Consider the following 26,834-nt stretch of genomic DNA (forward strand, 5'->3'; position numbering starts at 1 on the left):
GCTTCTCAGTCGATGCGCCCCGCCGGGAAGGCGAAGGGCGCCCCCTCCACCAGGCGCAGCCCGCGCCTGACCGCAATGGCTGCGGTGGCGATGCTCAGGACTGCCGCCACCGGCAATACCGGCAGGCCGGCATTGCGCGCGAAGAAGCCGAGCAGGATGTTCATGCCTGCCGACACCAGCAGCAGGATCACCGCCAGCCAGGCAGCCAGCGGGGCGCGCCGCGCATGGTTGCGCAGGGGCGCGGCGGCCAGCGGCAGCAGCAGGCAGCAGATAGAGGCCAGGTTGAGCAGCGTCGTCCCGTTCGCGCCGCCCAGTGCGGCCAGGGCAAGCGCAGCGCTGGAGGCCATGGCCCAGGCCTTCAGCGCCTGCAGCAACAGGGCACGGCCCAGGTGGCGGTTGAACGAGGGTGCGCTGCCAGGCATCGCCGGCGCCAGCCGCACCAGTGCCTGCTCGCCCGGATGCGCCCCCACCTGCCCGCCCAGGCGGACGATGGTCGAGAACGGGACGATCAGCAAAGTAGCCGCCAGTATCCACCCAATACCTGCCAGCACACCATCACCAGCGCGCCATGTGGCCAGAACGCCGACGGCAACCAGTACGCAGGACAGCAGGCCGAGCGCGACCACCAGCTCGCTCGCATGGTGCGCGGGGCCGAGTGCGTGCAGCACCAGTCGGCGAGCGTCGCGCCCTGCGCTGTCGCGGCGCAGCGAAGCGGCGTACCAGGCCGTGGCGTGCGCGCCGCCCACCTTGTCGATGAGGGGATCCTTCTTGCCGGTTTCTCCCACCACGCGGGTACGCCGGGCGATCATGCGCCAGTGGCGCTCTCCGCCTTCGGGAAGCATTTCGCGCGCCACGGCGACGATCACACCTGCGTAGAACGGCAGCGCCAGCGCCAGCGCCGGCGGAGACGAGAGCAGGCTGTGCACCGGTTGCGGCACCTCGCCGATGAAGACCGAAGCGAAGGACATGGCAGTAAGGATCGGCCACCCAGCCTGGTGCCCGGCCGCGCTCAGCGCGCCCCCGGCCGTAAAGCAAACGATGATGAACAGCCACATGCCAAGGCTCCCTGGATCGGCATACGGCGCCAGGACAATGCCGGCCACCGGCAGGAACCAGACGATGCAGGCCAGTTCCACCAGCCGCCGGCGCATGCCGGGTACGAGTTTTGCATTCGCCGGCGAATTGAGCTTGACCGCGCCAGGGACGAAGCGCGTGGTCCAGGTCAGCAGGATGGCGGCGCAGATGACGCACCAGGCCAACACCAGTGCCGCTCCCAGGCCGCGCGAAACGCCCACCGCCGCGCTTAGCATGATGGTCAGGAAGGGCACGCCCCAGCGCATGATCGCTGACAGGCGCGGATTGGCATGCGTGACCGCAGCGCGCCACAACACCCGATAATCATGCAGCCGCGCGCTCATTGCGTCACCTCGATGAACAGGTCTTCCAGGCTGACCGGCTCGGCGCGGCGACCGTCGACGGCGTTGCGCGCCCCTTCGAGCAAGTCGTCGAGCGGGCCTTGCAGCGCGATGCGGCCATCCTTGAGGAAGGCGACGTCCAGCGCCACCCGTTCCAGGTCGGTCAGGATGTGGGTCGAAAACACCACCGTGGTGCCGCGCTCGATCACGCCGTCCACCAGCTCGGCCAGGAAGGCGCGTCGCCCGGCCGGGTCCAGCGCCGACACCGGCTCGTCCAGCACCAGGAGTTCGGGGTCGTGCGCCAGTGCGCGGATGATCGACAGGCGCTGCTGCTCGCCGCCCGACAGGCGTCCGATCGGCTTGTTCAGCAGCAGGGCGTCGAAGCCCCAGCGCTCGAGCAGCGCCTCGACCTTGACCGTGTTCCAGCGCGGGTACATGGCCTTGAAGTAGTCGAACATCTGCACGGGCGTCATCCATTCGAACAGTCCGGATTTCTGCGGCACGTAGCCAATGCGGGCGCGGGTGGCGTCGGACAGCGCGGCGACGTCCTCGCCGAACAGGCGCACGCTGCCGCCATCGAGTTCGCGCAGGCCGAGCAGGCATTCCATCAGCGTGGATTTGCCGGCGCCATTGCGGCCCAGCAGGCCGATGACCTGGCCCTGCTGGACGTCCCAGTCGAGGCCCTGCAAGACGATCGCGCTGCCAAAATACTTGGCGACGCCGCGCATCTGGATGATGGGTGCAGTCACGATGCTTCCTTCAAAATGTGGGCAAAGAGGGTGAGAACGGTATCGGGATCGAGCTCGAGCTCGCGTGCTTCGCGCGCGGCGCGCTCCAGGGTCGGTCGCAGCAGCGCTGCGCGCCCGGCGCCGCTTTGCACGTTGCGCGGGCGGTCGGCCACCATCATCCCCAGGCCGCGGCGGCGCTCCACCAGCCCCTCGACTTCGAGCAGGCCATAGGCCTTGGAGACCGTCATCGGGTTCACGGCCAGCGCCTGGGCGACTTCGCGCACCGAGGGCAGCGCGTCGCCGGGCGCCATCTGGCCGGCGGCCACGAGGCGGCGGACCTGGTCGATCAGCTGGCGGTAGATCGGGTCGGCCGAGCCGGGCGTGATCGAAAACAGCTGGGGTGCGTGGGTGGGCATGGTGCGTATATGTGTATTAATTGAGTAATACACTACGCTTGCTTTCGTGCATCGTCAACGGTTTGTGCAAGGAAGGAAGCAACTTATGCTTCATGGCTGGGATACTGGCACGGGGCACCTGCAACGACGCAAAAGGCCATCCCGGCAGGAGCGAATGTGTGACATCATTCCGATCGCAACAATTGTGTCGTTACGCCGCCCCGCCCCGCCTGCATTCCGGCGCTGCTGCAAGGGCGCGGACAGCACTGCCGTCATCACCATCCAGAAGAAGAACAAGATATGCCTCCCAGCGCAGACACGGTCACCGGTTCCAGCGCGGAACTCCTCGCCAACCCGGAAGTCAGGTTCAGGGAACTGTTCGAACAGGCGCCCACCAGCTTCCAGCTCCTGACGCCGGCCGGCTACACGGTGCGCGTGAACAAGGGGTGGGAAGAGCTCTGGCATATCTTCGAAGGCAGCCCGCTCTACCGCCACGTGCTGAGCACCGAGTACAACGTCCTGCGCGACCCGCAACTGCAGGCGGCGGGCATCACGCCCTATCTCGAGCGCGCCATGGCCGGCGAATCGGTCGAAGTGCCGGCCATGCTGTACGACACCGCCGCCCTCGGCCAGCCGGGGCGCAAGCGCTGGGTGACGTCGCGCGCCCACCCGATCAAGGACAGCCAGGGCCGGATCGTCGAAGTGCTGCTGATGCACGAGGATATTACCGACCGCGTGCATGCCGAAACCGTGCTGCGCGAAAGCGAGCAGCGCTTCCGGTCGCTGGCGATGGCGACCTCGCAGATCATCTGGACCAATACCTCGGACGGGCATGTCGTCGAGGATTCGCCCTCGTGGCGGGCCTTCACCGGGCAGACTTACGAGCAGTGGAAGGGGTTTGGCTGGCTCGACGCACTCCATCCCGACGACCGCGAGCGCACGCAGCAAATCTGGCTGCAGTGTGTCGCCAACCGTTCCCTGTTCGAGACCCGATACCGCCTGCGCCGCGCCGATGGCGTCTACCGCTGGACGTCCGTCAAGGGTGTGCCCATCCTCGGTCCCGACGGCGACGTGCGCGAATGGATCGGCGCAAATCGCGACATCCACGACAGCGTCGTGGAACAGGAAGGACTGGCCCAGCGGCTGGACCGCGAACAGCGCCAGTCCGCCTTGCTGGCCAAGGTCGCCGGCGCCGCGCGCGCGCTGCAGACAGTGCTCTCCAGCCGCGAGATCGCCGCGGCCCTGGAACAGGAAGTGCGGGGTACCCTCGGGGTCGGCCGGGCGGCGGTGACGCTGGACGGCGACGACGGCCAGCTGCAGCCGGCCGGCAGCGACGGCCTATGCGTGCCCCTGATCGACCGCCAGGGCAGGCAGTTCGGCCGACTCCAGGTGGCGGACAAGGCCGGCGGCGCCTTCGACGAGCAGGACGAAGCGATCCTGGTGCAGCTGGCCGCGATCGCGGCGGCCGGCTTCGACAATGCGCATCTGTATGCCTCGCTGCGCGACCAGGACCGGCGCAAGGACGAGTTCCTGGCCATGCTGGCGCACGAACTGCGCAACCCGCTGGCGCCGATCGCCACCGCGGCCGAGCTGCTGAAGATGACCGCGAGCCCGGATCACATCCGCAGCTCGAGCGACGTGATCAGCCGCCAGGTGCGCCATATGACCTCGCTGGTGGACGACCTGCTCGACGTCTCGCGCGTGACCCGCGGCCTGATCACGCTCGACAAGCGCAGGATCGGCGTCGACGCGCTGGTGTCGAGCGCGATCGAGCAGTCGCGGCCCTTGATCGCGGCGCGCGCCCACATGCTGTCGGTCGAGATCTACGCCGCCGGCGTCCACGTCGACGGCGACGCGACGCGGCTGGTGCAGGTGATGACCAACCTGCTCAACAATGCCGCCAAATACACGCCGCGCGGCGGCATGATCGTGCTGCACGTGGCGCGCCGCGATGCGGGCGTGGACATCAGCGTGACCGACAGCGGCATCGGCATCGACGGCGGCCTGCTGCCGCACGTGTTTGATCTGTTCACCCAGGCCGAGCGCACGCCGGACCGGTCGCAGGGCGGACTCGGAATTGGCCTGGCACTGGTGCGGAATATGGTGGCGCTGCACGGGGGCGAGGTGCAGGCGCGCAGCGAGGGACTGGGTAAAGGAAGTACGTTTACGGTGTGGCTGCCGCTGGCCTCGTAGCGTGGGCAAGTTCCTTGCCCACGCGTTCAAATCACGCTGGATCAGCCAGCACGGCACATCAGCCACCAACTATCCCCGCGTGGCAGGAAACCGGCCCACCCTGCGATCCAACAATGTGCCGGCCGAGCGATTCTCTGACGGCCCCAAATAAAAGAGCCGGGCAAGCCCGGCTCTTTCTGCATCCACCGCAGATTACAGATGCGGCGTAATCAGCGGCATCAAATCATCGAACGTGCGTCCCGACCCATTCTCGCCGATCGCATGCATTTTCCACTCGCCGCCATGGCGGTACAGCTTGGCCATGATCTGCGCGGTGTGCGAACCCTGCACCGACAAATTGAAGCGCGCCACTTCCTGGTTGTTGCCAGCGTTGATCAGGCGGCAGTAGGCGTTTTCCACCGTCGAGAAGTTCTGGCCGGTGAAGCTGTTCACCGTGAAGACCAGTGACTTGATCGTGCCTGGCACGCTCGCCAGGTCGACCGAGATCTGCTCGTCGTCGCCGTCGCCGGCGCCGGTGCGGTTGTCGCCCGTGTGGGTGATGCTGCCGTCCTTGCTCTTGAGCTGGCGGAACCAGACCGTGTCGACCGCGCGGTTCGACTCGTCGAACATCACGACCGATGCGTCGAGGTCGACCGCGTCGCCCTTGCCGCCGCCGAAGCCCAAGAAGCCCTTCGACTTGGCCACGTCCCAGCCCAGGCCCATGGTGACGCGCGAGAGCGCGCCGCCGGCTTCCTTGTCGAGCGAGATCTTCTGGCCTTTTTGCAGATTGACTGACATATTGCTTTCTCCTTTAGCGTGCCGGCTGCTGCATCCAGGCTTTGAATGCATTCCGGTTGCGTGAACATACATAAACCTTCCCTTTGCCCGAGAAGCGCAACACCATGCCCTCGCCGCTGGTCTGGCTGTTGATGAGATTGCCCAGGAAGCCGCCGCTGGTGCCGGTCGTGATCGAGATCTCGTAGCGCAGCGTGCTGTCCCAGCACACCACGTGGGCGTTGTCGATGATCGCGTCCTTGCCCGGCTCGACGTCCAGCACCGACATCGATCCGAAGCCCGACACCACCACCTGGCCGCTGCCGCCCGTCTCGGTGACGAAGAAGCCGCCACTTTGCGCGAACAGGGCATTGCCGATGTTCTGGGTGCGCACCTTCAGCTCGACGCCGTTGGTGGCGGCGACGAAGGCGCCGTCGCTGATGATGTAGTTGTTCGGGCCGACGTCGACCACCTGCATCGCGCCCGGCAGGGTTGGCGAGAGCAGGCAGTCGCCGTCGCCGCGGGTCGCTTCGATATGCTGCTGGAAGAACGACTCGCCGTTGGCGAAGGTGCGCATCAGCGCGCTGCCCAGGCCTCCCTTCATCTTGCCCTTCAGGTCGAGCGTCGATTCCATCATCACCATCGCATCCGATTCGCAATAGATGGTTTCGCCGCGTCGCATCGAGACATGCAGGAAGGGATCGACATCCCCGGTCACGGTAAATACTGGCATTTCTGGCTTCCTTTCCAAGCGGCCCGCATTGGTGGAGCGGGGCGCGGCTGTTGAATTAGACGTTCACGCCGTAGTTCTTGGCCAGTGGGCCCAGGCCGCCGGCGAAGCCCTGGCCGGTCGCGCGGAACTTCCAGTCGGCGCCGTTACGATACACCTCGCCGAAGACCATTGCCGCTTCCGTCGAGCTGTCTTCCGACAGGTCGTAGCGGGCGATTTCGCTGTTGTTGCCGGCATTGACGCAGCGGATGAAGGCCTTGCCGACCATGCCGAAGTTCTGGCGGCGGGTCTCGGCGTCGTGGATGGTCACGGCCAGCACCACCTTGTCGACCTCGGCCGGCACCTTGGACAGGTCGATCGACACGCTTTCGTCGTCGCCCTCGCCCTGGCCGGTGGTGTTGTCGCCCGAGTGGACCACCGAACCGTCCGACGACTTCAGGTTGTTGTAGAAGATGAAGTCGCTATCCGAACGCACTTTGCCCGACGCATTGAGCAGGAACACCGCGCCGTCGAGGTCGAACGCTGCGCCATCGGTGGCGCGGGTGTCCCAACCCAGGCCGACCTTCAGCTGGGTCAGACCGGGAGCTTCTTTCGACAGGTTGACGTTGCCGCCTTTTTGCAGACTGATTGCCATGATTGTGACTCTCCAAAAATAGTAGTTCTTGTGAACACCGGGGTAGACGCAGGGCGAGCTGGTGTTCTGCCACTCGCCTTGCAGTTCTTGCGTGGCGGGCCGGTTGGCCCGCCACGATTGCTTATGCTACTTTTTCTTCGATGCTTGCGTTGAGCTTCTTGTGCTGCAGCGAGCTCCACAGCGAAGCCGCGATGAAGGCCACACCGATCAGGCCCGTGAACAGCTCAGGCACGTGGTACTTCATACTCACCAGCATGATCACGGCCAGGATACCGATCGCATAGTGCGCGCCGTGCTCCAGGTAGACGTATTCGTCGAGCGTGCCCTGGCGGACCAGGTAGACCGTCATCGAACGCACGAACATCGCGCCGATTGCCAGGCCCAGCATGATGATCACGACGTCCTGGGTGATCGCAAACGCCCCGATCACGCCGTCGAATGAGAACGATGCATCCAGCACTTCGAGGTACAGGAAGCCGCCGATACCGCCGCGCTTGACCATGTCACCCACGTTGCTGTTTTCATCGGATTCGCTCTTTTCCAGTAGGCTGCTGAGCATATCCACACCGATATACACCACGATGCCCCACAGGCCGGCCATCAGCACGACCATCTTCTGCGCTTCTTCAACCCAGCCCATCGCGAACATCAGGGCGCCCAGGGCGACGAGCACGGCGATCGACGACACCTTGCCAAGCGAGCTGATCTTGCGCTCGAAGTTGCCGAGCCAGTGGGCTTCTTTTTCATCGTCCAGCAGGAAGTTCAGGAAGACCAGCAGCAGGAACATGCCGCCGAAGGCCGCCACTTCCGCATGGTGGTTGGTCAGGTGGATCGAGAAGCCTTTCGGATCGGTCAGCGCCAGGTTCCACACTTCCGTCATGCCCAGGTCGGCGGCGACCGCGACGATCACCAGCGGGAACACCAGGCGCATGCCGAATACGGCGATGATCATGCCCAGGCCCAGGAACAGCTTGAGCCAGAATTCGTTCCAGCCCTTCAGGACCGACGCGTTGACCACCGCATTGTCGAAGGACAGCGAGACTTCCATGACCGACAGGATCGCGGTGACGCCGAGTGCGGTCAGCATGCCGGAGATGCCGGCATGGTCGTATCCCCACCAGCCCGCCAGTGCCATACAGATCGCGGTGACGACAAATGACCAGGTAAAGTGTTTCATGCTGGATTTCCCCTATTGTTGAAATGCTTCATATATCGGTTTCCTTTGTTGTTGATTTGGCAGAACGCAGTGTATGCCCCTGCAAGATATTGAAAAAGCGAAGATAATCGAAGAATTACTTCGTAAAAACAGAAGACATGAATCATAGTCCCCAAAACTTCCGCCACCTTTACTACTTCTGGGTCGTGGCCAAGGAAGGCAGCATTACCCGCGCCGCCGAACGCCTGGGATTGGCAATCCAGACCGTCAGCACCCAACTATCGCAGCTCGAGCAGTCCATGGGCAAGGCCTTGTTCACCCAACAAGGCCGGCGCCTGAATCTTAGCGAGGCCGGGCGGCTGGCGCTATCCTACGCCGACCAGATCTTCCTGCTCGGCGAACAGATGCAGGAAGCCATGGCAGAGTCGGACAGCACCCGCATCCGCCTGACGGTCGGGATTTCCGATTCCCTGCCCAAGCTTACCGCCTATCGCCTGCTGGAGATCGCCACGCAGCTCCCGCGCCCGGTGCGGCTGGTCTGCTACGAAGGCGAGTTCGACGAATTGCTGGCCGACCTGGCCCTGCACAAGCTCGACGTGGTACTGACCGACCGCGCCGTGCGCTCGGGCACCACCCTGCGCGTGTTCAGCCATCTGCTGTCGGACAGCGAAACCATCGTGGTCGGCACCCCGGCGCTGGCGGAGAGCTGGGGAGGAAACTTCCCGCACTCGCTGAACGGCGCGCCGTTCCTGCTGCCGACACGCAATAATGCACTGCGCGGCAAGATCGACGAATGGTTCGAGCTGCAGGGCGTGCGCCCGGACGTGGTCGGCGAATTCGAGGACAACGCCCTGCTCACCACCTTCGGGCGGCGCGGCCTGGGCCTGTTCTTCGCCCCGGCCGCCCTGGCCCATGACGTCGAGGAGCAGTTAGGCGCGCTCCAGCTGGGCCGCGTTCCGCAGGTGCGCGAGCATTTCTACGCCGTTTCGAACGAGCGCAAGATCAAGCATCCGGCCGTGGAAGCGATCCTCTCCGCCGTCCATCAAGGCGTACTGGACGGTACATGAGCTGTACAATGGTCGCCGGCTTTGCCTTTTTTTAACTTAACTCTCTTCAATGGAAAACCTTTTATTCGTCGCTCTCGCCCTGTTCCTGGTGGCGCTGAACGGCTTCTACGTGGCGGCGGAATTCTCCATCGTCACGTTGCGCAAGACGCGCGTGCGCGCGATTGCCAAGACCAGCGGCCTGCGCGGGCGCATCCTGGGCAAGGTCCACAACCAGCTCGACGCCTACCTCTCCGCCTGCCAGCTCGGCATCACCCTGGCCTCGCTCGGCCTGGGCTGGGTGGGCGAGCCGGCCTTTGCCAGCCTGCTCGAACCCCTGTTTGCCATGCTGGGCGTGACCTCGCCCGAGCTGATCCACGGCGTGTCCTTCGTGGTCGCCTTCTCGGTGATCTCTTTCCTGCACATCGTGGTCGGCGAGCTGGCCCCCAAGACGCTGGCGATCCGCCTGCCCGAAGTGGTGGCCCTCTGGACCGCGATCCCGCTGTACGCCTTCTACTGGTCGATGTACCCGGCCATCGCGCTGCTCAATGCCAGCGCCAATCTGGTGCTGCGCATCGCCGGCCTGGCCGGCACCGGCAGCCACGACACCCATTACTCGACCGATGAGCTCAAGCTCATCCTGCGCACCAGCACGCCGGGCGAGAAGTTCACCACCGACGAGCGCAACATCCTGGCGCAGTCGCTCGACTTCAGCCAGCTGGCGGTGTCCGACCTGATGCGCCCGATCAACGAAGTGAGCGCGCTGTACGCCGGCCGCACCCACGAGGAAAACATGGAGACGGTGCGCCGCAACCGCTTCTCGCGCTACCCGTATTTCGATGAGGAAGGCGAGGAAGTGCTGGGCGTGATCCACCTGAAGGACCTGTTCTTCGCCCAGCAGGCTGGCCGTCCCGTCACCGACCTGAAGCAGCACCTGCGCCCGGTCGAGACGATTTCGGCGCGCACCCCGGCGCAGGACATCTTCCGGCGCTTCCGCAGCGGCGCCCCGCATTTCGCCCTGATCGGCGAAAAGGGCAAGCGCCCGGTCGGCTTCATCACGCTCGACAACCTGCTCGGCGCCATGGTGGGCGAGATCCGCGACGAATTCCGCATGAACGAGAACGACTGGATGGCGCAGTCCGACGGCACCTGGATCGGCAAGGCCAGCCTGCCGATCTTCTCGCTCGAGCGCCTGCTCGGGATCGACATCGACAACGAGGAGATGGGCCTGGACGACGTCGAATCGGTCGGCGGCCTGCTCATGGAAAAGCTGGGCGACATCCCGAAACAGGGTCAGCGCATCGAATTCCCGCATTTCGACGTGGTGGTCAAGAAGATGAACGGGCCGCGCATCCTGCTGGTGAAGGTGGTGCCGCGGCGCGAGCGCGCGATGGATGACGACGACCATGACTGAAACATGCAACAAACTTAATCATTGCACAAGAAACCGGGCAAGGGCATACTGCCCGGTGACCGCAATATCCTCCCTGTTCCCGCAACCCTCTCCCAGGTAAACAACATGACAGTGCAAGCCCGGAACAACGTGCACGTCTCAGGCGATGGCGGGGCCACCATGGTGTTCTCGCACGGCTTCGGCTGCGACCAGGGGATGTGGCGCTACATGGCGCCCGCCTTCCAGGACCGCTTCCGCGTCCTTACCTACGACCTGGTCGGCAGCGGCTGCTCCGACCTCTCGGCCTACACCCGGGAACGCTACGGCAGCCTGCACGGCTATGCCGACGACCTGCTCGAAATCCTCGACGAATTCGCTACCGGACCGGTGATCTTCGTGGGCCACTCGGTCAGCAGCATGATCGGCATGCTGGCCACCATCAAGGCGCCGCAGCGCTTCGCGGCCCAGGTGATGGTGGCGCCGTCGGCCTGCTACATCAACGACGGCGGCTACAACGGCGGTTTCGAGCGCGGCGACATCGACGAACTGCTCGAGACAATGGAAGCGAACTACCTCGGCTGGTCGAGCAACCTGGCGCCTGCGATCATGGGCGCCCCGGAACGTCCTGCCCTGCGCGAGGAACTCACCGACAGCTTCTGCCGCAACGATCCCGACATCGCCAAGCATTTCGCGCGTGTGACCTTCCTGTCCGACCATCGCGCCGACGTGCCGAAGTCGACCACCCCGGCCCTGATCCTGCAATGCAGCGACGACCTGATTGCGCCGCTCAGCGCCGGCGACTTCCTGGCCAGCCGGCTGCCGAAGGCGCACCTGCATGTGATCGAGAACATCGGCCACTGCCCGCACATGAGCGCCCCCACCGCCAGCTCGCGCGCCATCGACGCGTTCCTGGCCAGTGCGCTTGACTGAACGGCGGGCGGCGGTGCCGGCTCCCGCCGAACCCCTGTACGACAACGCGCCCTGCGGCCTGTTGCTGACCGACGGCGCCGGCGTGCTGCTGCGCGCCAACGCCACTGCCTGCCGCTGGCTCGGCTTCGCTCCGGCAGAACTGGCCGGCAAGCGCGTCCAGGAGTTGCTGACGGTCGGCGCCCGCCTGTTCCACCACACGCATTGCCAGCCGCTGCTGCAGGTGCGCGGCTCGGTGGCCGAGCTGCAGGTCGACCTGCGCACCCGCGAGGGCGGCCGCCTGCCCATGCTGATCAACATCGTGCGCCGTTATGAAGACGGCGAGGTGCGCGACGAATGGGCGCTGTTCAAGGCTTCCGAGCGCGAGTCCTACGAGCGCGAACTGCGCACCGCACGCAAGGCCGCCGAAGAAGCGCTGGAAGCCCGGCGCGGCGCCGAAGCCCAGCTGCAGGCGATCAACGCTACCCTGTCCGCGGCCGACCGCCGCAAGGACGAATTCCTCGCTACCCTCTCGCACGAACTGCGCAACCCGCTCGCGCCCATGCGCAGCGCGCTCGAGGTCCTGAAGCTCAAGTTCGCGTCCGAGGGCGACAGCGGGCGCCTGCTGGCCATTTTCGATCGCCAGCTTCATCACCTGACCCACCTGGTCGACGACCTGATGGAAGTCTCGCGCATCACCCAGGACAAGATGGAACTGCGGCGCCAGCCCGTCGAGCTCTCGGCGCTGGCGCGCGCCGCCGTCTGCGACACGACAAGCTTGATGGACGGCGCCCGCCACGTGCTGGAGGTCGAGCTGCCGGCCCTGCCTGTGATGGTCGATGCCGACCCGACGCGCATCAACCAGGTCATCGTCAACCTGCTGACCAACGCCGCCAAGTACACCCCGGACGGCGGCAGGATCACGCTCAGCCTGCAGGTCGACAGCGGCGTCGCGGTGCTGGCGGTGCGCGACACCGGCATCGGCCTGCCCGCGCATGCCCTGGCCACCGTGTTCGACATGTTCTCGCAGCTGGAACCGGCGCTGGAGCGCTCCAAGGGCGGGCTGGGGATCGGCCTGGCGCTGGTGCGCGGCATCGTCGAGCTGCACGGCGGCGAGATCGGCGCCCACAGCGATGGCGAGGGACAAGGCAGCTGCTTCACGGTGCGCCTGCCGCTGCTGGTGGGGGCGGCCTGCGAGGCCGCGCCGCCTGCGCCGCCCGCCGAGGCGCCAGCCCCGGCCCGCGTCCTGGTGGTCGACGACAATACCGATGCGGCCGAGATGCTCCTGATGGCGCTCGAACTGTTCGGCTGCGAAGCCCGCGCCGTGCACAGCGCCACTGCCGCACTGGAAGCCGCGCGCGACTTCGCGCCCGACGTGGCGCTGCTCGATATCGGCCTGCCCGACCTGAACGGCTACGAGCTGGCGCGCCGCCTGCGCGCCACCGAGGGTGGCCGGCACATGACCCTGATTGCCGCCACCGGCTGGGGCCAGGAAAAAGACCGCCAGCGCGCCTTCGACGCCGGGTTCGATCACCATCTCACCAAACCGATCGATTTCGAGCGGCTGCGCAGCGTGCTGGCGCCGGCAGGCGCAGGCGGCGGCGTGTAGCGCAGCGAGAGTGCTATTGCACCCTGCTCTGGATGCTGTATTTTTCAATCCGGTAGCGTAGCGCGTCACGCGACAAGCCCAGCATTCTTGCCGCCCGCGTCACATTCCATTTGGATTTTCCAAGGGCGGCGACCAAGGTTGCACCGCCGGCGGCGACATGCTTCAAGAAACGGCGCCGCATGGAAACACACACCAGTTAAGCGTGCCGCTGCTCCCGTGGCGTGCACTTGAATCCGGCCCCGCGCCGGATTTTTTTGGCATGCGTTTCTCCATGAGAACACAGCCGGGCTGCGGCTTCCGATATCATGATGCCTCCGACAACACCGGCTCGACAGCGCAGTTGAGACTCCTGCATGGGAAGTCCATTCCCGTTCGACGTCGACATTTCAAGCAAGCAAAATAGTATGGATAGCCACTCCCACAAAAAGCAGATTCACTGGAACCCGCGTCCCCGCACCCGCCCGGGGCTGCACCTGAACACGGAGAAGCTGCCGTATCACCGCCCGGTCATCACCCAGCTCCAGTTCACGGCCAGCGCCATCATGGCGGCGGAGCGCATCGACGTGCGGGCCCTTTCCGGTTTCGAGATCATCGGCAAGTCGCCGTTCACGATCCGGCTGGCCGAAGGCGGCATTGCCGCGATCTTCCGCTATGGCGCGGTTGTCTTCTTCAATGCCACCGACGACGAGAAAGCCCACCTGCTGCGCACCGTCGCGCCCCATGCATCGGGCGCGGCCGACCTCAAGGCGGAAGAAACCGCGCGGGTGTGCGTGAGTCCGGACGAAGAAGAAGGACCGTCGGGCCCCGACATCAAGATCAAGAACGCCGACCGGCTGCGCCTGCAGCTGATTGCCGAGGTCATGGCCAAGGCGGCCATGCTGTCCTTCCAGGAGCGGCGCGCCGCACGCGACTTCGACCTGAGCGAGCCGCTGGCGCGCGACCTGGCCGAGGATGGGCGTTTTTCCGCGAAACCGTCCGAGCTGCTCAAGACGGTCGGGAACATGCTGCTGGCGGAGAACCGCTTGAACGGCCGGGCGGGCGTTCTCGACCGGCCCGACCTGCTCTGGGATAACCCCAGCCTGTCGGGCCTGTATGCCATGCTCGAGGGCGACTACGAACTGCACGACCGCGCCGCGGCGCTGGACCGCAAGCTCACCACGCTGTCGCATACCTCCGAAACGCTGGTGGAAACCATGCGCTACCACAGCTCGCACCGGCTCGAGCAGGCGATCCTGCTGCTGATCTTCGTCGAGCTCTGCCTCGGCCTGTACGGGCACTTCGGGCGCTGAGCCGCTCCCTTGCCGCGGCACCGGTTCAGCAGGCGGTGGGCTTGACCCGTTCGACTTCCAGGCCGAACAGCGGGCGCAGGCGCGTGCCGGCCACGTTCCCGGCAAACGCGGCCGCCAGCCACAGCCAGCCGTGCAGGCTGCCCGACACGATACCGCTGAAATAGGCGCCGATATTGCAGCCATAGGCAAGGCGCGCGCCAAAGCCCAGCAGCAGGCCGCCCACGATCGCCGCGACCAGCGAGCGCAGCGGCAGGCGCCACACCGGCGCGTAGCGGCCCGCAAGCGCCGCCGCCAGCATCGCGCCGAGCACGATGCCGATGTCCATCACCGAAGTCCGGTCCTGCGAGATCGGCGCGGCCAGCGCCGCGGCATTGGCCTCGGTCGACCAGTAGGCCCAGCTCGCGGTATCGATGCCGATGCCGGCAGCCGCCTTGGCGCCCCACAGCGCGAAGGCCGAGGTCACGCCCCAGGGCTTGCCCGACAGCGCGAGCGTGGCGAAATTGAGCAGCACCAGCGCCAGGGCGCCGGCCACCAGTGGCCAGGGGCCATGCAGCCATGGCGAGGCATGCGCCGGCTGCACGTGCGAGGCGACCAGCTTGCCGTGGCGGCGCTTCTCGACCACGATCGTGATGATGGCGATCAGCGCGAACACGGCCCAGTTCAGCGCCAGGGCCGGCGCCACGCCGAGCGTCTTGACCAGCGAGATGGGTTCCAGCTGGGGCAGCGAGGTCCAGAACGGCATGTAGGCGGTACCGATGACCGAGCCGATGATGAAGAAGACCAGCGTGACGACCATGCGCGTGCTGCCGCCGCCGGCCGTGTACAGCGTGCCGGACGCGCAGCCGCCACCCAGCTGCATGCCGATGCCGAAGATGAAGGCGCCCGCGATCACCGAGGTGCCGGCCGGCGAAACCAGGCCGCTGACCGGGGTGCCGAACAGCGACCCTGCGGCCAGCGCCGGGAAGAACAAGGCCACGCCGACAGCGAGCATCAGCATCTGGGCGCGCAGGCCGGCCCCGCGGCCATCGGCGATGAAGACGCGCCACGCCGAGGTGAAGCCGAAGGCTGCGTGGTAGAGCGCGAGGCCAAGAAGCGCGCCGACCACGAACAGCGCGGACTGGCGCCAGCCGACGCTGTGCGCCAGGTACCAGGCGCCCAATACGATCAGGACGAGGGATACGCCGAGCGGTGTCGGGTTGATGGCGGCGCTGCGGGGAAGCACTGGAGAACCTGGAAGGGCCATGTGGGTCACGTCTGCTGGAAAGGAAAGGCGTCATTCTCGCGTGTTTCCACGTTTCCTGCAGGGGCTGGTCCATGCAAAACGGCCCTCCTGGGGCCGTTGCATGCCGCGCTGGACCGTAATCAGTTCGTCAGGTCTTCCTTGGCAAAATACTTGCGCGCGTAGACCAGCAGTTCGCTGTCGCTCGGGTGATCGACCGTCTCGACGCTGACGACCTTGTCGCCGATCTCGGCATGGCTTTTATTGAGGTGCTTGATGAAAGCGAGCTTTTCCTGGCCTGGACCGACGACCAGGATTTCCTTCGACGGCGTCAAGGCGGCAGCGATGTCGTCCATGTAGCTGGTGCTTTCCACCGCGCGGTTGTTGCCGGTCACGCCGTCTTTCTTGTGCTGCGACGTGGTCTTGATGACTTCGGACTCGGCCGCATTGCGGGTGAAATGAATGACATGTGCTTCGGTCTGGTCGAGCCAGACGATTGCGTGATTGAACGACATGATGATTTCCTGACATGGAGGCTTGCGCAGACCGGGGGCCGGTAGGCAATAGGGAAAGGGTTGGCGCGTGCGCCATTGCTAAGCAAGTCGACCGAGTGTGCGCGGAATTGCGCTGGCGATCTGTTCGCAAGCGAACAGACTCCCTGCGCGCCGGCCCCGGACGCCGCGCGGGCTGCTTCCTGCCCGGCTAGTTCTTGCGAATCACCCGTTCCGGCGTACCTGTCCACTCGCCCATCAGGCTGTAGCCCACCGCCAGCAGGGTCGGCCCGATGAACATGCCGACGAAGCCGAAGGCGATCACCCCGCCCAGCACGCCCAGCAGGGTGAGCAGGAAAGGCAGGCTGCTGCCGCGGCTGATCAGCAGCGGGCGAACGATGTTGTCGACGCCGCTGATCAGGAAGGTGCCCCAGACCACCATGAAGACCGCCCAGCCCGTTTCCCCTTGCAGGAACAGCCAGACGGCCGCGCCGCCCCAGATCATGGGCGGGCCGACCGGGATCAGGGACGACACGAAGATCATCACCGACAGCAGCGGCACCGCCGGCACGCCTGCGATGGTGAAACCGATCGCCGCCACCACCGCCTGGGCCAGCGCGGTGCCGAGCATGCCGTACATGACCCCGCGCACGGTCTGGCTGACGGTGACCGCCACCGACTCGGCGCCCTCCCCCATCATGCGGCCCATCGCCACGGTGACGACCTCGAGCAAGGCCTTGCCGTCGCGGTAGAGGAAAAAGCTTACGAAAGCGGCCAGGCTGAGCTGGACCACGCCGGTGCCGAGCATCAGCCCCCCGGCCAGCAGGTAGCGCCGCGCCGGTTCCAGCATGCGCTGGGCCAGCGCGATCATCTGATCGCGGCTGGCCACGAGCTGGCGCAGGTAGGTATCGATCGATTCGCCCACCAGCGGGATGGTGCGCACCCAGGGCGGCGGCAGCAGCTCGCGGTGCTCGATGGCGTGGCGGACCTGGGTGAACGCGTTCGCGACGTCGTCGGCCAGGTTGTAGGCGACCATGGCCAGCGGGATGATGATCAGGAGGGTGAGCGTGAGCGTCATGGTCAGGGCCGCCGGGGTACGGCGTCCCTTCATCGCGCCGAGCAGGCGCAGATACAGCGGCCAGGAGGAAATCACGACGCAGGCCGCGAACACGATCGCGGCGAGGAAGGGCCTGAGGACGTAGAGGCAGCCCAGCGTCAGCAGGACGACAATGGCGATGCGGGGGTAGTTCCTGCCTGCGCGTTGTTCCATGCCGTCCCTGTAGTGTGGTGTTTACACCATCATAACAGCAGCGTCACCGCATGGCTGACACCAGGCTTAACGCAGCTTGATTACAGCAGGTGGCGCAGGTCGGCGACGAGCGGACCGGGGCCCCTGTTGTGGCGCACGAACAGGCGCAGCTTGCCGTCGCGGTCGAACACATAGCTGCCCGCCATGTGGTCCACCGTGTAGCTGCCCGGTTCGGCGCCGGGCACCTTGGCAAAGAACACCTTGAATTCCTTGGCCGTGCGCGCGGTGGCTTCCTTGTCGCCGTACAGGCCGATAAAGCTCGGATGGAAGGCCGGCACGTAGGCGGCCAGCAGTTCCTGGGTGTCGCGCTCAGGGTCGAGCGTGACGAACAGCACCTGCACGTCCTTGCTGGACGGGCCGAGTTCCTTCATCACGGCCGCCATCTCGGCCATTGTGGTGGGGCAGACGTCGGGGCACTGGGTGTAGCCGAAGAACAGCACCACCAGCTTGCCCTTGAAGTCCTGCAGCGTGCGCGGCTTGCCGTTGTGGTCCGTCAGCGAAAAGCCCTTGGCGTAATCGAGGCCGGTGACGTCGGTGTTGTTGAAGCTTGGCGTCTTGTTCGCCAGCTTGTCGCAGCCGGCGGCCAGCACCGCCAGGGTCATCACCAGCACACTCAGGAGTTTTTTCATGTCGGAACCGTGATCGGGAAGCTGCGCACAAGGAAGCTGCGCCGTCAGAACTTGAAGTAATGGTCGAGCAGCAGCGCCGCAAACAGCAGCGACAGGTAGACGATCGACCAGGTAAAGGCGTTGCGCGCGGCCAAGTCACTGTAATGCTTGTGGACGCGCCACGAATGGCGCAAGAACAGGATGTTGAGCACGACCGCGGCGGCCAGGTAGATCAGGCCGCTCATGCCGACGGCGAAGGGCAGCAAGGTGGTGGCGGCGAGCGCAATGGTGTAGAGCCAGACCTGGAGGCCGGTGTATTGCATGCCGTGCGTGATCGGCAGCATCGGCAGGCCGCTGCGCGCATAGTCGTCGCGGCGGTACATGGCCAGCACCCAGAAATGCGGCGGGGTCCACACGAAGATGATCAGCACCAGCAGCCAGGCCTGCATCGGCACGGCATCAGCCACCGCGGCCCAGCCCAGGGCCGGCGGCATGGCGCCGGACAGTCCGCCAATGACAATGTTCTGCGGCGTGGCCGGCTTGAGCAGCATGGTGTAGATGAAGGCGTAACCAACAAAAGTAACGAAGGTCAGCCACATGGTGAGCGGATTGACGAAAGCGTACAGGACGACCATCCCGAGGCCGCCGACCAGGGTCGAGAAGACGATCGTCTGGGTGTTGGTGAGCTCGCCCATGGCGGTGGCGCGCCGCGCCGTGCGCGCCATCTTGGCGTCGATCTTGGCCTCGACCAGGCAGTTCACCGCAAAGGCGGCGCCGGCCAGCAGCCAGATGCCGGCGGTGCCGGCGACCAGCACCCGCCAGCCCGGGAAGCCGTCGGTGGCGAGGAACATCCCGATCACGGCGCAAAACACGGCCAGTTGCGTGACCCGCGGTTTGGTCAGGGCCCAGTATTGGGCAACGCGGCTCGGAGGTTTGTGGAGGGCGGTCTGGGTCGTCATCAATGGGGTGCTGGCTGGCGTGTGCGCGGCACATGCCGCGGTTCACGTCGCGCGGTTCAGGTCGCGCCGTTCACTTCAATCTGGTACTTCACCCGGTAGTTTAACATGGTCACCAGCAGTACCAGCAGGGCTGCGCCGGCGTTATGCATTACTGCGATGGCGAGCGGGAAGTCCAGGTAGACGGTGGCGATACCGGTCAGCAGTTGCACTACCAACAAGATGGTCAGCCGGCGCGCGTGCTTCGCCAGGTAAGGCTGCCGCCAGGCGCGCCAGGCCAGCAGGCCGAGCACGCCGACGACGACGATGGCGAAGTTGCGGTGTACCCAGTGGATGGCCACCAGCGCCGGGAACGGCAGGTAATGCCCTGCCGCCGTCTTGCCCAGTTCGCGCCACAGGTGGAAGCCGTGCTCGAAGTCCATCGGCGGCACCAGGCGGCCGTCGCACAGAGGGAATTCGTCGCAGGCCATGGTTGCATAGTTAGTGCTCACCCACCCGCCGAGCGCGATCTGGACGGTGACGACGGCGGCGGCCAGGATGGTCAGCGTGTGGATCGTGCGCAGCGCGGCGCTGTCGCCCTGCCCTTCGCTTGAAGGCTGCGGCGGATGCATCAGGTAGTCCTCGCGTCCGCCCAGCCAGGCCAGCAGGGCCAGCAGGCCCATGCCCAGCAGTAGGTGGATGGTCACGATCACCGGCTGCAGCTTGAGGGTGACGGTCCATGCGCCGAAGGCGCCCTGGATGCAGACGAACACGAACAGCGCCAGCGGGATGCCCGGCTTGAAGGCCTGTGCCTTCGTTTTGCGCCACTGCAGGGTCGCGGTGAACAGCAGCGCCATGATCAGCACGCCGATGCCCATGGCCAGGTAGCGGTGGATCATCTCGATCCAGGCCTTGACCACGGTAACCGGGCCGGTCGGCATGGCCGCTTCGGCCGCCGAGATCTGCTCGTGCGCCAAAAACGGGTTGGCCATGCCGTAGCAGCCCGGCCAGTCCGGGCAGCCCAGGCCCGAATCGGTCAGCCGGGTGAAGCCGCCGAACACGATCAGGTCGAAGGTCAGGAAGACCGCGATCCAGACCAGCTTGCGAAACTTGTTGGCGTCGGACGACATCCAGACCATGGCCAGCGGCAGGGTCGCAACCAGCACGCCCATCAGGGCCAGTTGCAGCAGCGAAGAGGTTTGCATTGTGTGTATTCCGACCGGTCAGCCGATGGCCGAGGCCTTGAGCAGCTTGGCGATGTCCTTGTACACCTTGCGCGGGTCCGGGTTGACCGGGAAGCGCATCATCAGGTTGCCCAGCGGGTCGATCAGGTAGATGTGGCTTGATGCCGCGGTGCCGCTTTCGGCCGGCAGCCATCTGGTCACGGTGCCGTTGGGCGCGCGCAGCAGGCGCATGCCGTCGTACTGGCGGATGGTCAGGGTGTCGAGCGGCTTGTCGTCCGTGACGAGCCAGACGCGCTCGACGCGGTCCATGTTCTTGCCCTGCATCAGGCGCCACTGGCGCATCGCGAACAGCTGCTTCTGGCAGGCATCGAGGCATTCGCCGCTGCCGACCTTCAGCATGATCCACTTGCCGGCGTATTGCTCGAGCTTTTCCGGACGGCCGTCGAGGGTCGTGCTGTCCATCGCAGGAATCGGGTGCAGGCGCGGGTCGATCAGCGTGCCGTAGTTGGTGCGGCCGGATGGCTTGATGACGTAATAGGTGAGGTAGGACAGGATCAGGGGCGCCGCGCATACCATCAGCACGGCGAACAGCTTCCAGCGGCCACGGTTGCGCTTGAGCGCCTGCGCAGGATCAGTTGCTTGTGCCTGCTTCACGTTTTCTTGTTCCACTACGAATTCCCGTTATCACAAAAAAGAGGATGGCCATCGCCGCCAGTGCATACCACTGGAACGCGTAGCCGCGGTGCTTGTCGATGCCGCCGGAGGGCGAAGGCCAGACCCGTTGCAGGGCCTCGCCCGGCTGGGCAGGCCCGGTCTGCTGCACGAAGAAGGGCTGCAGCGCCAGGCCGGTGGCGCGGGCCGCGGCGGCCGGGTCGATGTTCTGGACGATGGCGTTCGGCGCCAGCGGCGCGGCCTCGCCCAGGTCCATCAACTGGCCGGCGGTGGCGACCACCGTGCCTTCGATCGTCACCGTTCCCTGGGGCGTATCGAAGGCCGGAAGCTTGCCGTATTCGGCCGCGCGCGGCAGCCAGCCGCGCAGCACCAGCACGTGGGTGGCCGCCGCAGACGACGCATCGGCTATTTTAAACGGCATCACGAGGTAGTAGCCGGGACGGCCGGCCATCGGACGGTTGGCCAGGAACAGCGGCCACTTGCCGACGAATTCGCCGGTGACGGTGACGCGGCGGTAAGCGAGCTCCGCGGCAGGCGTGAGGGTGGGGCCGAGCGCGACGGGGGCCTCGGCGGCGCGGGCGTCAAGCTGTTCCTGCACTGCCTGCTTCTGGGCTGCCCTGCCCGCCTGCCAGTTCCCGAGCATAATGCCGAGGATGGCGAGGACCAGGGCGGCAATGAAGGGAATGGGTCGAAAACGGAACGCGAACCGCATTACAATGATGCCTCAACCTTTCCCTTGCCCACTATGAAACTGCTCGTTGCCATCGCTTTCATCCTGATCCTCGCCAGCCTGGCGTCGGCACTGTTTTTCCTGATGCGAGACAAAGGGCAGAGCAACCGCACCGTGCATGCGCTGGCGCTGCGGGTCGGACTGTCGATTACCTTGTTCCTGTGCCTGCTCGGGGCCTACAAGATGGGGTGGATTGCGCCGACGGGGATTCGCTGACGTCGCAGGATCTGCTCAGGACGCGTTGCCGCGAATCGTAGGGTGGGCAAGTTCCTTGCCCACGCGGTGATAGTTTGCATCAAGATCACCAGGCACGAGAGCGGAGCCAAGTACCGATCACCGCGTGGGCAGGAAAACCTGCCCACCCTACGGGATTCGGCATGCATGCCGCTGCAAATCAATGGCCGGTCTGACCCGGCCACCCAAGCTTACAGCCAGTACACCACCACGTACAGCCCCAGCCACACGACGTCGACGAAGTGCCAATACCAGGCCGCGCCTTCGAAGCCGAAGTGGTTGTCCGCCGTGAAATGGCCCTTGAGGACGCGGTACAGGATCACCGACAGCATGATCGCGCCCATCGTCACGTGGAAGCCGTGGAAGCCGGTCAGCATGAAGAAGGTCGAGCCGTAGATGCCCGAGGTCAGCTTCAGGTTCAGCTCCGAGTAGGCGTGCATGTATTCATAGACCTGGAAGCCCATGAAGACTGCGCCCAGCAGGACGGTGGCGGCGAGCCAGACCGCGGTCTTGGCGCGGTGGCCTTCGCGCAGCGCGTGGTGCGAGATGGTCAGCGTCACGCCCGAGAGCAGCAGCAGCGCGGTGTTGATGGTCGGGATGGGGAACGGACCCATGGTCTGGAAGTTGTCGACCACGCCGGCCGGGCCGGTATTGCCCCAGGTCGGTGCGAAGTCGGGCCAGATGAACTTGTGGTCCAGGTCGGACAGCCATGGCATCGAAATCGCGCGGGCATAGAACAGCGCGCCGAAGAAGGCGCCGAAGAACATCACTTCCGAGAAGATGAACCAGCTCATCGACCAGCGGTAGGACAAGTCGATGTTGCGGCCGTACATGCCGGATTCGGATTCGCCGATGGCGTCGCCGAACCAGAAGTACAGCACCGTCAGCATCGCGAGGATGCCGGCTATGCAGACGATCGGCCCCCAGGACGCGCTGTTGACCCAGGCGGAAGCGCCCAGCATGGTCACCAGCATCGAAATGCCGGCGACCATCGGCCACTTGGAAGGGCCTGGCACGAAATAATGTGGCACGGTGTGTGGCGAACTCATCTTCATCTCCTCAATCTGACTCTTTGAATTATCGGGTGATTCTTGTGTCGCTAGAACTTGGATGCTGGCACTTGGATCCCGGCCTGCGCCGGGATGACGTTGTTTCATGTATCGACGTCGCTACCTGCGACGACTCTTTGCAACTTACTGCGAAACCGCAAACCGCACCGCCAGCATGATCAGGCCGATAAAAATTACTGCCCCGATCAGCCCGGCAATGATCACGTGCACCGGGTTCAGGTTGGCCGCGTCCTGCTCGTAATCGCTGCGCTTGCGCACGCCGAAGAACGACCAGAAGACTGCCTTCATCGTGGCAAGGAAACTCGCCTTGCGTTGATGCGGCTTCTCGTTCATTACTGTACCGCCCCTTTGGATGGCGCCGCAGCCGCTTTCACCGCGCCGCCGATCTCGAAGAAGGTGTACGACAGCGTGATGTTCTTCACTTCGCGCGGCAGCGCCGGGTCGATGAAGAACACGACCGGCATCTGGCGCGCCTCGTTGGCCTGCAGGGTCTGCTCCTGGAAGCAGAAGCATTCCACTTTCTTGAAGTGCGGCGTGACCACCTGCGGCGCGTAGCTCGGGATTGCCTGCGCCTTGACCACCCTGCCCTGCGTGTTGACCACCTCGTAGGTTACGGTGGCCAGCTCGCCCGGATGCACTTCGATGCTGCGGGTGGTCGGGCGGAACCGCCATGGCCCCTGGGCATTGCCGTCCAGCTCGACGACGATGGTGCGCGTCTTGTCGACCTGGGTATTGGTCGGCGCCTTGACGAACCCATCCTTCTGCGTGAGCACGTTAATGCCGAGCACCTCGCAGATCTGGCGGTACACCGGCACCAGCGCGTAACCGAAGCCGAACATCATGATCGCCACCACCACCAGTTTTCCCAGGGTGGAGCGGTTCAGGCGGCGGATGCGCTTACTCAGCGGGGTCATGTCAGCCCCGCAGCAGGAACTTGACGATCACGCTGGCGAAAAAGAACAGCGCGATCCCGCCCAGCACCAGGGCGGTCTTCAGGTTGCTCTTTTTACCTTCGTCGCGGGTCATGATCACTTCACCAGCGGCGGGGTTTCGAAGGTGTGGAACGGCGCCGGGCTCGGCACGGTCCACTCCAGGCCTTCCGCGCCTTCCCATGGCTTGGCTTCCGCCTTCTTGCCGCCACGGATGGTTGGCAGCACCACCGCGAACAGGAAGTAGACCTGCGACAGGCCGAAGCCGAAGGCGCCGATCGAGACGATCATGTTGAAGTCGGTGAACTGGGTCGCGTAATCCGCATAACGGCGCGGCATGCCGGCCAGGCCCAGGAAGTGCATCGGGAAGAAGGTGATGTTGAAGGTGATCAGCGACAGCCAGAAGTGCATCTTGCCGCGGCCTTCCGGATACATGTGGCCGGTCCATTTCGGCGCCCAGTAGTAGAAGCCGGCGAACAGCGCGAACAGCGAACCGGCCACCAGCACGTAGTGGAAGTGCGCCACCACGTAATAGGTGTCGTGCACCACGATGTCGATCGGGGTCACTGCCAGGATCAGGCCGGTGAAGCCGCCCATCGTAAACACGAAGATGAAGCCCACCGCGAACAGCATCGGGGTTTCGAAGGTCATCGAGCCCTTCCACATGGTGGCGACCCAGTTGAACACCTTCACGCCGGTCGGCACGGAGATGAGCATGGTGGCGTACATGAAGAACAGCTGCGAGGTCACCGGCATGCCGGTGGTGAACATGTGGTGGGCCCAGACGATGAAGGACAGGATCGCGATCGAGGCGGTTGCATACACCATCGAGGCGTAGCCGAACAGCGGCTTGCGTGCGAAAGCCGGGATGATCTGCGAGACGATGCCGAAGGCCGGCAGAATCATGATGTAGACCTCCGGGTGGCCGAAGAACCAGAAGATGTGCTGGTACATCACCGGGTCGCCGCCGCCGGCCGCGTTGAAGAACGAGGTGCCGAAGTGGCGGTCGGTCAGGGTCATCGTGATCGCCCCTGCCAGCACCGGCATCACGGCGATCAGCAGGAAGGCGGTGATCAGCCAGGTCCAGCAGAACATCGGCATCTTCATCAGGGTCATGCCAGGGGCGCGCATGTTCAGGATGGTGACGATGATGTTAATCGAGCCCATGATCGACGAGGCGCCCATGATGTGCATCGCGAAAATCGCCATGTCCATGCCGGGGCCCATCTGGGTCGACAGCGGCGCGTACAGCGTCCAGCCGGCGGCGGTGGCGCCGCCCGGCGAGAAGAACGAGCCTGCCAGCAGGATCGCCGCCGGGGGCAACAGCCAGAACGAGAAGTTGTTCATGCGCGCGAAGGCCATGTCGGAAGCGCCCACCTGCAGCGGGATCATCCAGTTGGCGAAGCCGACGAAGGCCGGCATGATCGCGCCGAACACCATCACCAGGCCGTGCATGGTGGTGAGCTGGTTGAAGAACTCCGGACGGAAGAACTGCAGGCCCGGCTGGTACAGCTCGGTGCGGATCATCAGTGCCAGTACGCCGCCCGAGAGCAGCATGATGAACGAGAACCACAGGTACAGGGTACCGATGTCCTTGTGGTTGGTGGCGAACAGCCAGCGGCGGTAGCCGTGCGGATGGTCGTGCGCGTGGTCGTGGCCGTGGTGATCGTCGTGTGCGTGATCGATGGTGCTGGTAGTCATGTCGATATCCCTGAAGCTAACTGAGCTAACTTACTTGCTGCGTGCAGCCAGCACTTCGGCCGGTTGTACGATATTTTCCGCAGCCTTGTTCGACCAGGTGTTGCGGGTATAGGTGATCACTGCGGCGATCTCGGTGTCCGACAGCTGCTTCCAGGCCGGCATGGCCGAGGCGTAGCGCGGGGTGTCCTGGCCATTGAGCAGGACGTCGATCTGCGGATGCTTCGAACCGTTCACGAGTTCCGAGCCGTCCAGCGGTGCGAAGGCATTCGGCACGCCCTTGCCATTGGCCTGGTGGCAGGCCACGCAATTGGCGGCATAGACCTGCTCGCCCTTGGTCTTGAGTTCGTCGATGGTCCAGACCTTGGTCGGGTCGTCGGCCAGCGCGGCCATTTCCTTCTTCTTGGTACCGACCCAGGCGGCGTAGTCTTCGTTCGAGACGACGCGCACGACGATCGGCATGAAGGCGTGGTCCTTGCCGCACAGCTCGACGCAGTTGCCGCGGTAGGTGCCGACCTTGTCGGCCTTGAACCAGCCGTCGCGCACGAAGCCCGGAATCGCATCCTGCTTGATGCCGAAGGCCGGGATGGTCCAGGCGTGGATCACGTCGTTGGCGGTGAAGACCATGCGGATCTTCTTGCCGACCGGGACGACCATCTCGTTGTCCACTTCCATCAGGTAGTTTTCGCCGCGCTGTTCGGTCGATGGCTCGCCCGGCAGGCCGATCTGGGCGCGCGGGGTGGACAGGTTCGACAGGAAGGAAATGCCCTCGCCCTCACCTTTCAGGTAGTCGTAGCCCCATTTCCACTGCATTCCGGTGGCCTTGATGGTGATGTCGGCGTTCGAGGTGTCTTTCAGGGCGACCACGGTCTTGGTGGCCGGCAGCGCCATGCCGATGACGATCAGGAACGGGACGATGGTCCAGGCGATCTCGACGGCGGTGGATTCGTGGAAGGTGGCAGGCTTGTGGCCGAGCGATTTGCGGTGCTTGAACACCGAATAGAACATGACACCGAACACGGCGACGAAGATGACCATGCAGACGATCATCATCCAGTTGTGCAGGTCGTAGATGTCGGCGCCGACGGCGGTCACCGGGGTCTGCATGTTCAACTGGTGTTCCACCGGCCGCCCGGTAATTTCCGGAGCCGCCCATGCTGGGATGCCGGCCGTTGCTGCGAGCCCGAACATCCAGGCCCCAAGTCGCGTTGCGTATGTCATGTTGTCCCCAACCACCCAAAATAAAATATTTTTAACGGTCGACAATTCCATGAACGAACTGCCGCCGCTCCGAATCAATGCCGCAGATAGGCCACCCGCCCTCCGCGAATGCGCTGCGGAACGGTGGGAAAACCATATGCCGGCCCGGGTGACAACTTCGTCACCAGAGGCCGGCGGCTCTGCGGATGCTGCAATTCATTTCTATTTTTCGTCTATTCTGCTGCTTTTTTCAGCGCTTTTCGCGTCTGGACGATAAAAATAGCCACTGATTATAATCAAATCAGTAATTT

29 protein-coding genes are annotated in these 26,834 nt (G+C 64.8%); 7 read left to right on the plus strand and 22 right to left on the minus strand.

Annotation, left to right across the window (positions count from 1 at the left end; translation table 11 throughout):
* Positions 1–5 precede the first annotated feature (5 nt).
* From AC56K1_RS11445 to AC56K1_RS11455, 3 genes are read right to left on the minus strand one after another with little or no spacing between them, the layout of a single operon-like run.
* A complete protein-coding gene (locus AC56K1_RS11445; RefSeq protein WP_497157961.1) occupies positions 6–1,418 on the minus strand; it encodes a hypothetical protein in 1,413 nt (470 codons plus the stop codon).
* Positions 1,415–2,164 carry an ABC transporter ATP-binding protein gene (locus tag AC56K1_RS11450; protein ID WP_497157962.1) on the minus strand — a complete coding sequence of 250 codons (750 nt, stop codon included), beginning with the start codon at positions 2,162–2,164 and terminating at the stop codon, positions 1,415–1,417. The genes AC56K1_RS11445 and AC56K1_RS11450 overlap by 4 nt, the downstream gene beginning before the upstream one ends.
* Positions 2,161–2,559, minus strand: coding sequence for a GntR family transcriptional regulator (locus AC56K1_RS11455; protein WP_497157963.1), 399 nt, complete (start codon positions 2,557–2,559; stop codon positions 2,161–2,163). Before AC56K1_RS11455 ends, AC56K1_RS11450 begins: the two co-directional genes overlap by 4 nt.
* A gap of 279 nt (positions 2,560–2,838) precedes the next feature.
* Between AC56K1_RS11455 and AC56K1_RS11460 the strand changes: the two genes are divergently transcribed.
* Positions 2,839–4,731 carry a sensor histidine kinase gene (locus tag AC56K1_RS11460; RefSeq protein ID WP_497157964.1) on the plus strand — a complete coding sequence of 631 codons (1,893 nt, stop codon included), beginning with the start codon at positions 2,839–2,841 and terminating at the stop codon, positions 4,729–4,731.
* Between the two features lie 192 nt (positions 4,732–4,923).
* Here AC56K1_RS11460 and AC56K1_RS11465 read toward each other — a convergent pair whose 3' ends face one another.
* The 4 genes from AC56K1_RS11465 to AC56K1_RS11480 form a co-directional block, all read right to left on the minus strand.
* Entirely contained in the window at positions 4,924–5,508 is a 585-nt protein-coding gene (locus AC56K1_RS11465) for a TerD family protein (protein ID WP_497157965.1), read from the minus strand.
* A gap of 13 nt (positions 5,509–5,521) precedes the next feature.
* On the minus strand, positions 5,522–6,217 hold the full coding sequence (locus AC56K1_RS11470) for a TIGR00266 family protein (protein WP_171088368.1): 696 nt from the start codon (positions 6,215–6,217) through the stop codon (positions 5,522–5,524).
* A 55-nt stretch (positions 6,218–6,272) separates the two neighbouring features.
* Complete coding sequence (locus AC56K1_RS11475) at positions 6,273–6,848, minus strand: TerD family protein (RefSeq protein ID WP_497157966.1); 576 nt, start codon at positions 6,846–6,848, stop codon at positions 6,273–6,275.
* Positions 6,849–6,969: 121 nt separating this feature from the next.
* Entirely contained in the window at positions 6,970–8,025 is a 1,056-nt protein-coding gene (locus tag AC56K1_RS11480; RefSeq protein WP_497157967.1) for a DUF475 domain-containing protein, read from the minus strand.
* Between the two features lie 137 nt (positions 8,026–8,162).
* On the opposite strand from AC56K1_RS11480, the gene nhaR reads away from it, so the two are divergent.
* The 4 genes from nhaR (at position 8,163) to AC56K1_RS11500 (ending at position 12,955) form a co-directional block, all read left to right on the plus strand.
* Positions 8,163–9,071 (plus strand): transcriptional activator NhaR, encoded by a 909-nt coding sequence (gene nhaR / locus AC56K1_RS11485; protein WP_497157968.1) that lies wholly within the window; start codon positions 8,163–8,165, stop codon positions 9,069–9,071.
* A gap of 49 nt (positions 9,072–9,120) precedes the next feature.
* Positions 9,121–10,461, plus strand: coding sequence for a hemolysin family protein (locus AC56K1_RS11490; RefSeq protein WP_497157969.1), 1,341 nt, complete (start codon positions 9,121–9,123; stop codon positions 10,459–10,461).
* 105 nt (positions 10,462–10,566) lie between these two features.
* A complete protein-coding gene (locus tag AC56K1_RS11495) occupies positions 10,567–11,370 on the plus strand; it encodes an alpha/beta fold hydrolase (RefSeq protein WP_497157970.1) in 804 nt (267 codons plus the stop codon).
* Positions 11,357–12,955, plus strand: a complete 1,599-nt coding sequence (locus AC56K1_RS11500; protein WP_497157971.1) for a hybrid sensor histidine kinase/response regulator — start codon at positions 11,357–11,359, stop codon at positions 12,953–12,955. Before AC56K1_RS11495 ends, AC56K1_RS11500 begins: the two co-directional genes overlap by 14 nt.
* Positions 12,956–12,968: 13 nt before the next feature.
* Here AC56K1_RS11500 and AC56K1_RS11505 read toward each other — a convergent pair whose 3' ends face one another.
* On the minus strand, positions 12,969–13,136 hold the full coding sequence (locus AC56K1_RS11505) for a helix-turn-helix domain-containing protein (protein WP_497157972.1): 168 nt from the start codon (positions 13,134–13,136) through the stop codon (positions 12,969–12,971).
* A 223-nt stretch (positions 13,137–13,359) separates the two neighbouring features.
* Between AC56K1_RS11505 and AC56K1_RS11510 the strand changes: the two genes are divergently transcribed.
* Entirely contained in the window at positions 13,360–14,244 is an 885-nt protein-coding gene (locus AC56K1_RS11510; protein WP_497157973.1) for an RMD1 family protein, read from the plus strand.
* A gap of 25 nt (positions 14,245–14,269) precedes the next feature.
* Here the strand turns inward: AC56K1_RS11510 and AC56K1_RS11515 are convergent, their stop codons facing one another.
* The 8 genes from AC56K1_RS11515 to AC56K1_RS11550 all read right to left on the minus strand — a co-directional run bounded on the left by AC56K1_RS11515 (position 14,270) and on the right by AC56K1_RS11550 (position 21,374).
* Positions 14,270–15,487 (minus strand): YeeE/YedE family protein, encoded by a 1,218-nt coding sequence (locus AC56K1_RS11515; protein ID WP_497157974.1) that lies wholly within the window; start codon positions 15,485–15,487, stop codon positions 14,270–14,272.
* A gap of 119 nt (positions 15,488–15,606) precedes the next feature.
* Positions 15,607–15,978, minus strand: coding sequence for a translational machinery protein (locus AC56K1_RS11520; RefSeq protein WP_497157975.1), 372 nt, complete (start codon positions 15,976–15,978; stop codon positions 15,607–15,609).
* A 187-nt stretch (positions 15,979–16,165) separates the two neighbouring features.
* Positions 16,166–17,224 carry an AI-2E family transporter gene (locus AC56K1_RS11525; protein ID WP_497157976.1) on the minus strand — a complete coding sequence of 353 codons (1,059 nt, stop codon included), beginning with the start codon at positions 17,222–17,224 and terminating at the stop codon, positions 16,166–16,168.
* An 80-nt stretch (positions 17,225–17,304) separates the two neighbouring features.
* Positions 17,305–17,892 carry an SCO family protein gene (locus AC56K1_RS11530; RefSeq protein WP_497157977.1) on the minus strand — a complete coding sequence of 196 codons (588 nt, stop codon included), beginning with the start codon at positions 17,890–17,892 and terminating at the stop codon, positions 17,305–17,307.
* A gap of 44 nt (positions 17,893–17,936) precedes the next feature.
* Positions 17,937–18,830 (minus strand): heme o synthase, encoded by an 894-nt coding sequence (gene cyoE / locus AC56K1_RS11535; protein ID WP_497157978.1) that lies wholly within the window; start codon positions 18,828–18,830, stop codon positions 17,937–17,939.
* Positions 18,831–18,886: 56 nt separating this feature from the next.
* Positions 18,887–20,011 carry a COX15/CtaA family protein gene (locus AC56K1_RS11540; RefSeq protein ID WP_497157979.1) on the minus strand — a complete coding sequence of 375 codons (1,125 nt, stop codon included), beginning with the start codon at positions 20,009–20,011 and terminating at the stop codon, positions 18,887–18,889.
* An 18-nt stretch (positions 20,012–20,029) separates the two neighbouring features.
* Positions 20,030–20,644 (minus strand): SCO family protein, encoded by a 615-nt coding sequence (locus tag AC56K1_RS11545; RefSeq protein ID WP_497157980.1) that lies wholly within the window; start codon positions 20,642–20,644, stop codon positions 20,030–20,032.
* Complete coding sequence (locus AC56K1_RS11550; protein ID WP_497157981.1) at positions 20,622–21,374, minus strand: SURF1 family protein; 753 nt, start codon at positions 21,372–21,374, stop codon at positions 20,622–20,624. Before AC56K1_RS11550 ends, AC56K1_RS11545 begins: the two co-directional genes overlap by 23 nt.
* A 33-nt stretch (positions 21,375–21,407) precedes the next feature.
* On the opposite strand from AC56K1_RS11550, the gene AC56K1_RS11555 reads away from it, so the two are divergent.
* The gene (locus tag AC56K1_RS11555) at positions 21,408–21,608 is read left to right on the plus strand and encodes a twin transmembrane helix small protein (RefSeq protein WP_027867006.1); all 201 of its coding nucleotides are present in this window, start codon (positions 21,408–21,410) and stop codon (positions 21,606–21,608) included.
* Positions 21,609–21,817: 209 nt separating this feature from the next.
* On the opposite strand, the gene AC56K1_RS11560 is transcribed toward AC56K1_RS11555, so the two are convergent.
* The 6 genes from AC56K1_RS11560 to coxB all read right to left on the minus strand — a co-directional run bounded on the left by AC56K1_RS11560 (position 21,818) and on the right by coxB (position 26,544).
* On the minus strand, positions 21,818–22,675 hold the full coding sequence (locus AC56K1_RS11560; protein ID WP_497157982.1) for a cytochrome c oxidase subunit 3: 858 nt from the start codon (positions 22,673–22,675) through the stop codon (positions 21,818–21,820).
* 144 nt (positions 22,676–22,819) lie between these two features.
* A complete protein-coding gene (locus tag AC56K1_RS11565; protein ID WP_497157983.1) occupies positions 22,820–23,029 on the minus strand; it encodes a DUF2970 domain-containing protein in 210 nt (69 codons plus the stop codon).
* Complete coding sequence (locus AC56K1_RS11570; RefSeq protein ID WP_497157984.1) at positions 23,029–23,610, minus strand: cytochrome c oxidase assembly protein; 582 nt, start codon at positions 23,608–23,610, stop codon at positions 23,029–23,031. The genes AC56K1_RS11565 and AC56K1_RS11570 overlap by 1 nt, the downstream gene beginning before the upstream one ends.
* A 1-nt stretch (position 23,611) precedes the next feature.
* Positions 23,612–23,722 (minus strand): cytochrome oxidase small assembly protein, encoded by a 111-nt coding sequence (locus AC56K1_RS11575; protein WP_497157985.1) that lies wholly within the window; start codon positions 23,720–23,722, stop codon positions 23,612–23,614.
* A 2-nt stretch (positions 23,723–23,724) separates the two neighbouring features.
* Entirely contained in the window at positions 23,725–25,326 is a 1,602-nt protein-coding gene (ctaD, locus tag AC56K1_RS11580) for a cytochrome c oxidase subunit I (protein WP_497157986.1), read from the minus strand.
* Between the two features lie 30 nt (positions 25,327–25,356).
* Positions 25,357–26,544, minus strand: coding sequence for a cytochrome c oxidase subunit II (gene coxB / locus AC56K1_RS11585; protein WP_497157987.1), 1,188 nt, complete (start codon positions 26,542–26,544; stop codon positions 25,357–25,359).
* Between the last annotated feature and the right edge of the window lie 290 nt (positions 26,545–26,834).

Source organism: Telluria sp. ZB4P37, assembly GCF_059685855.1.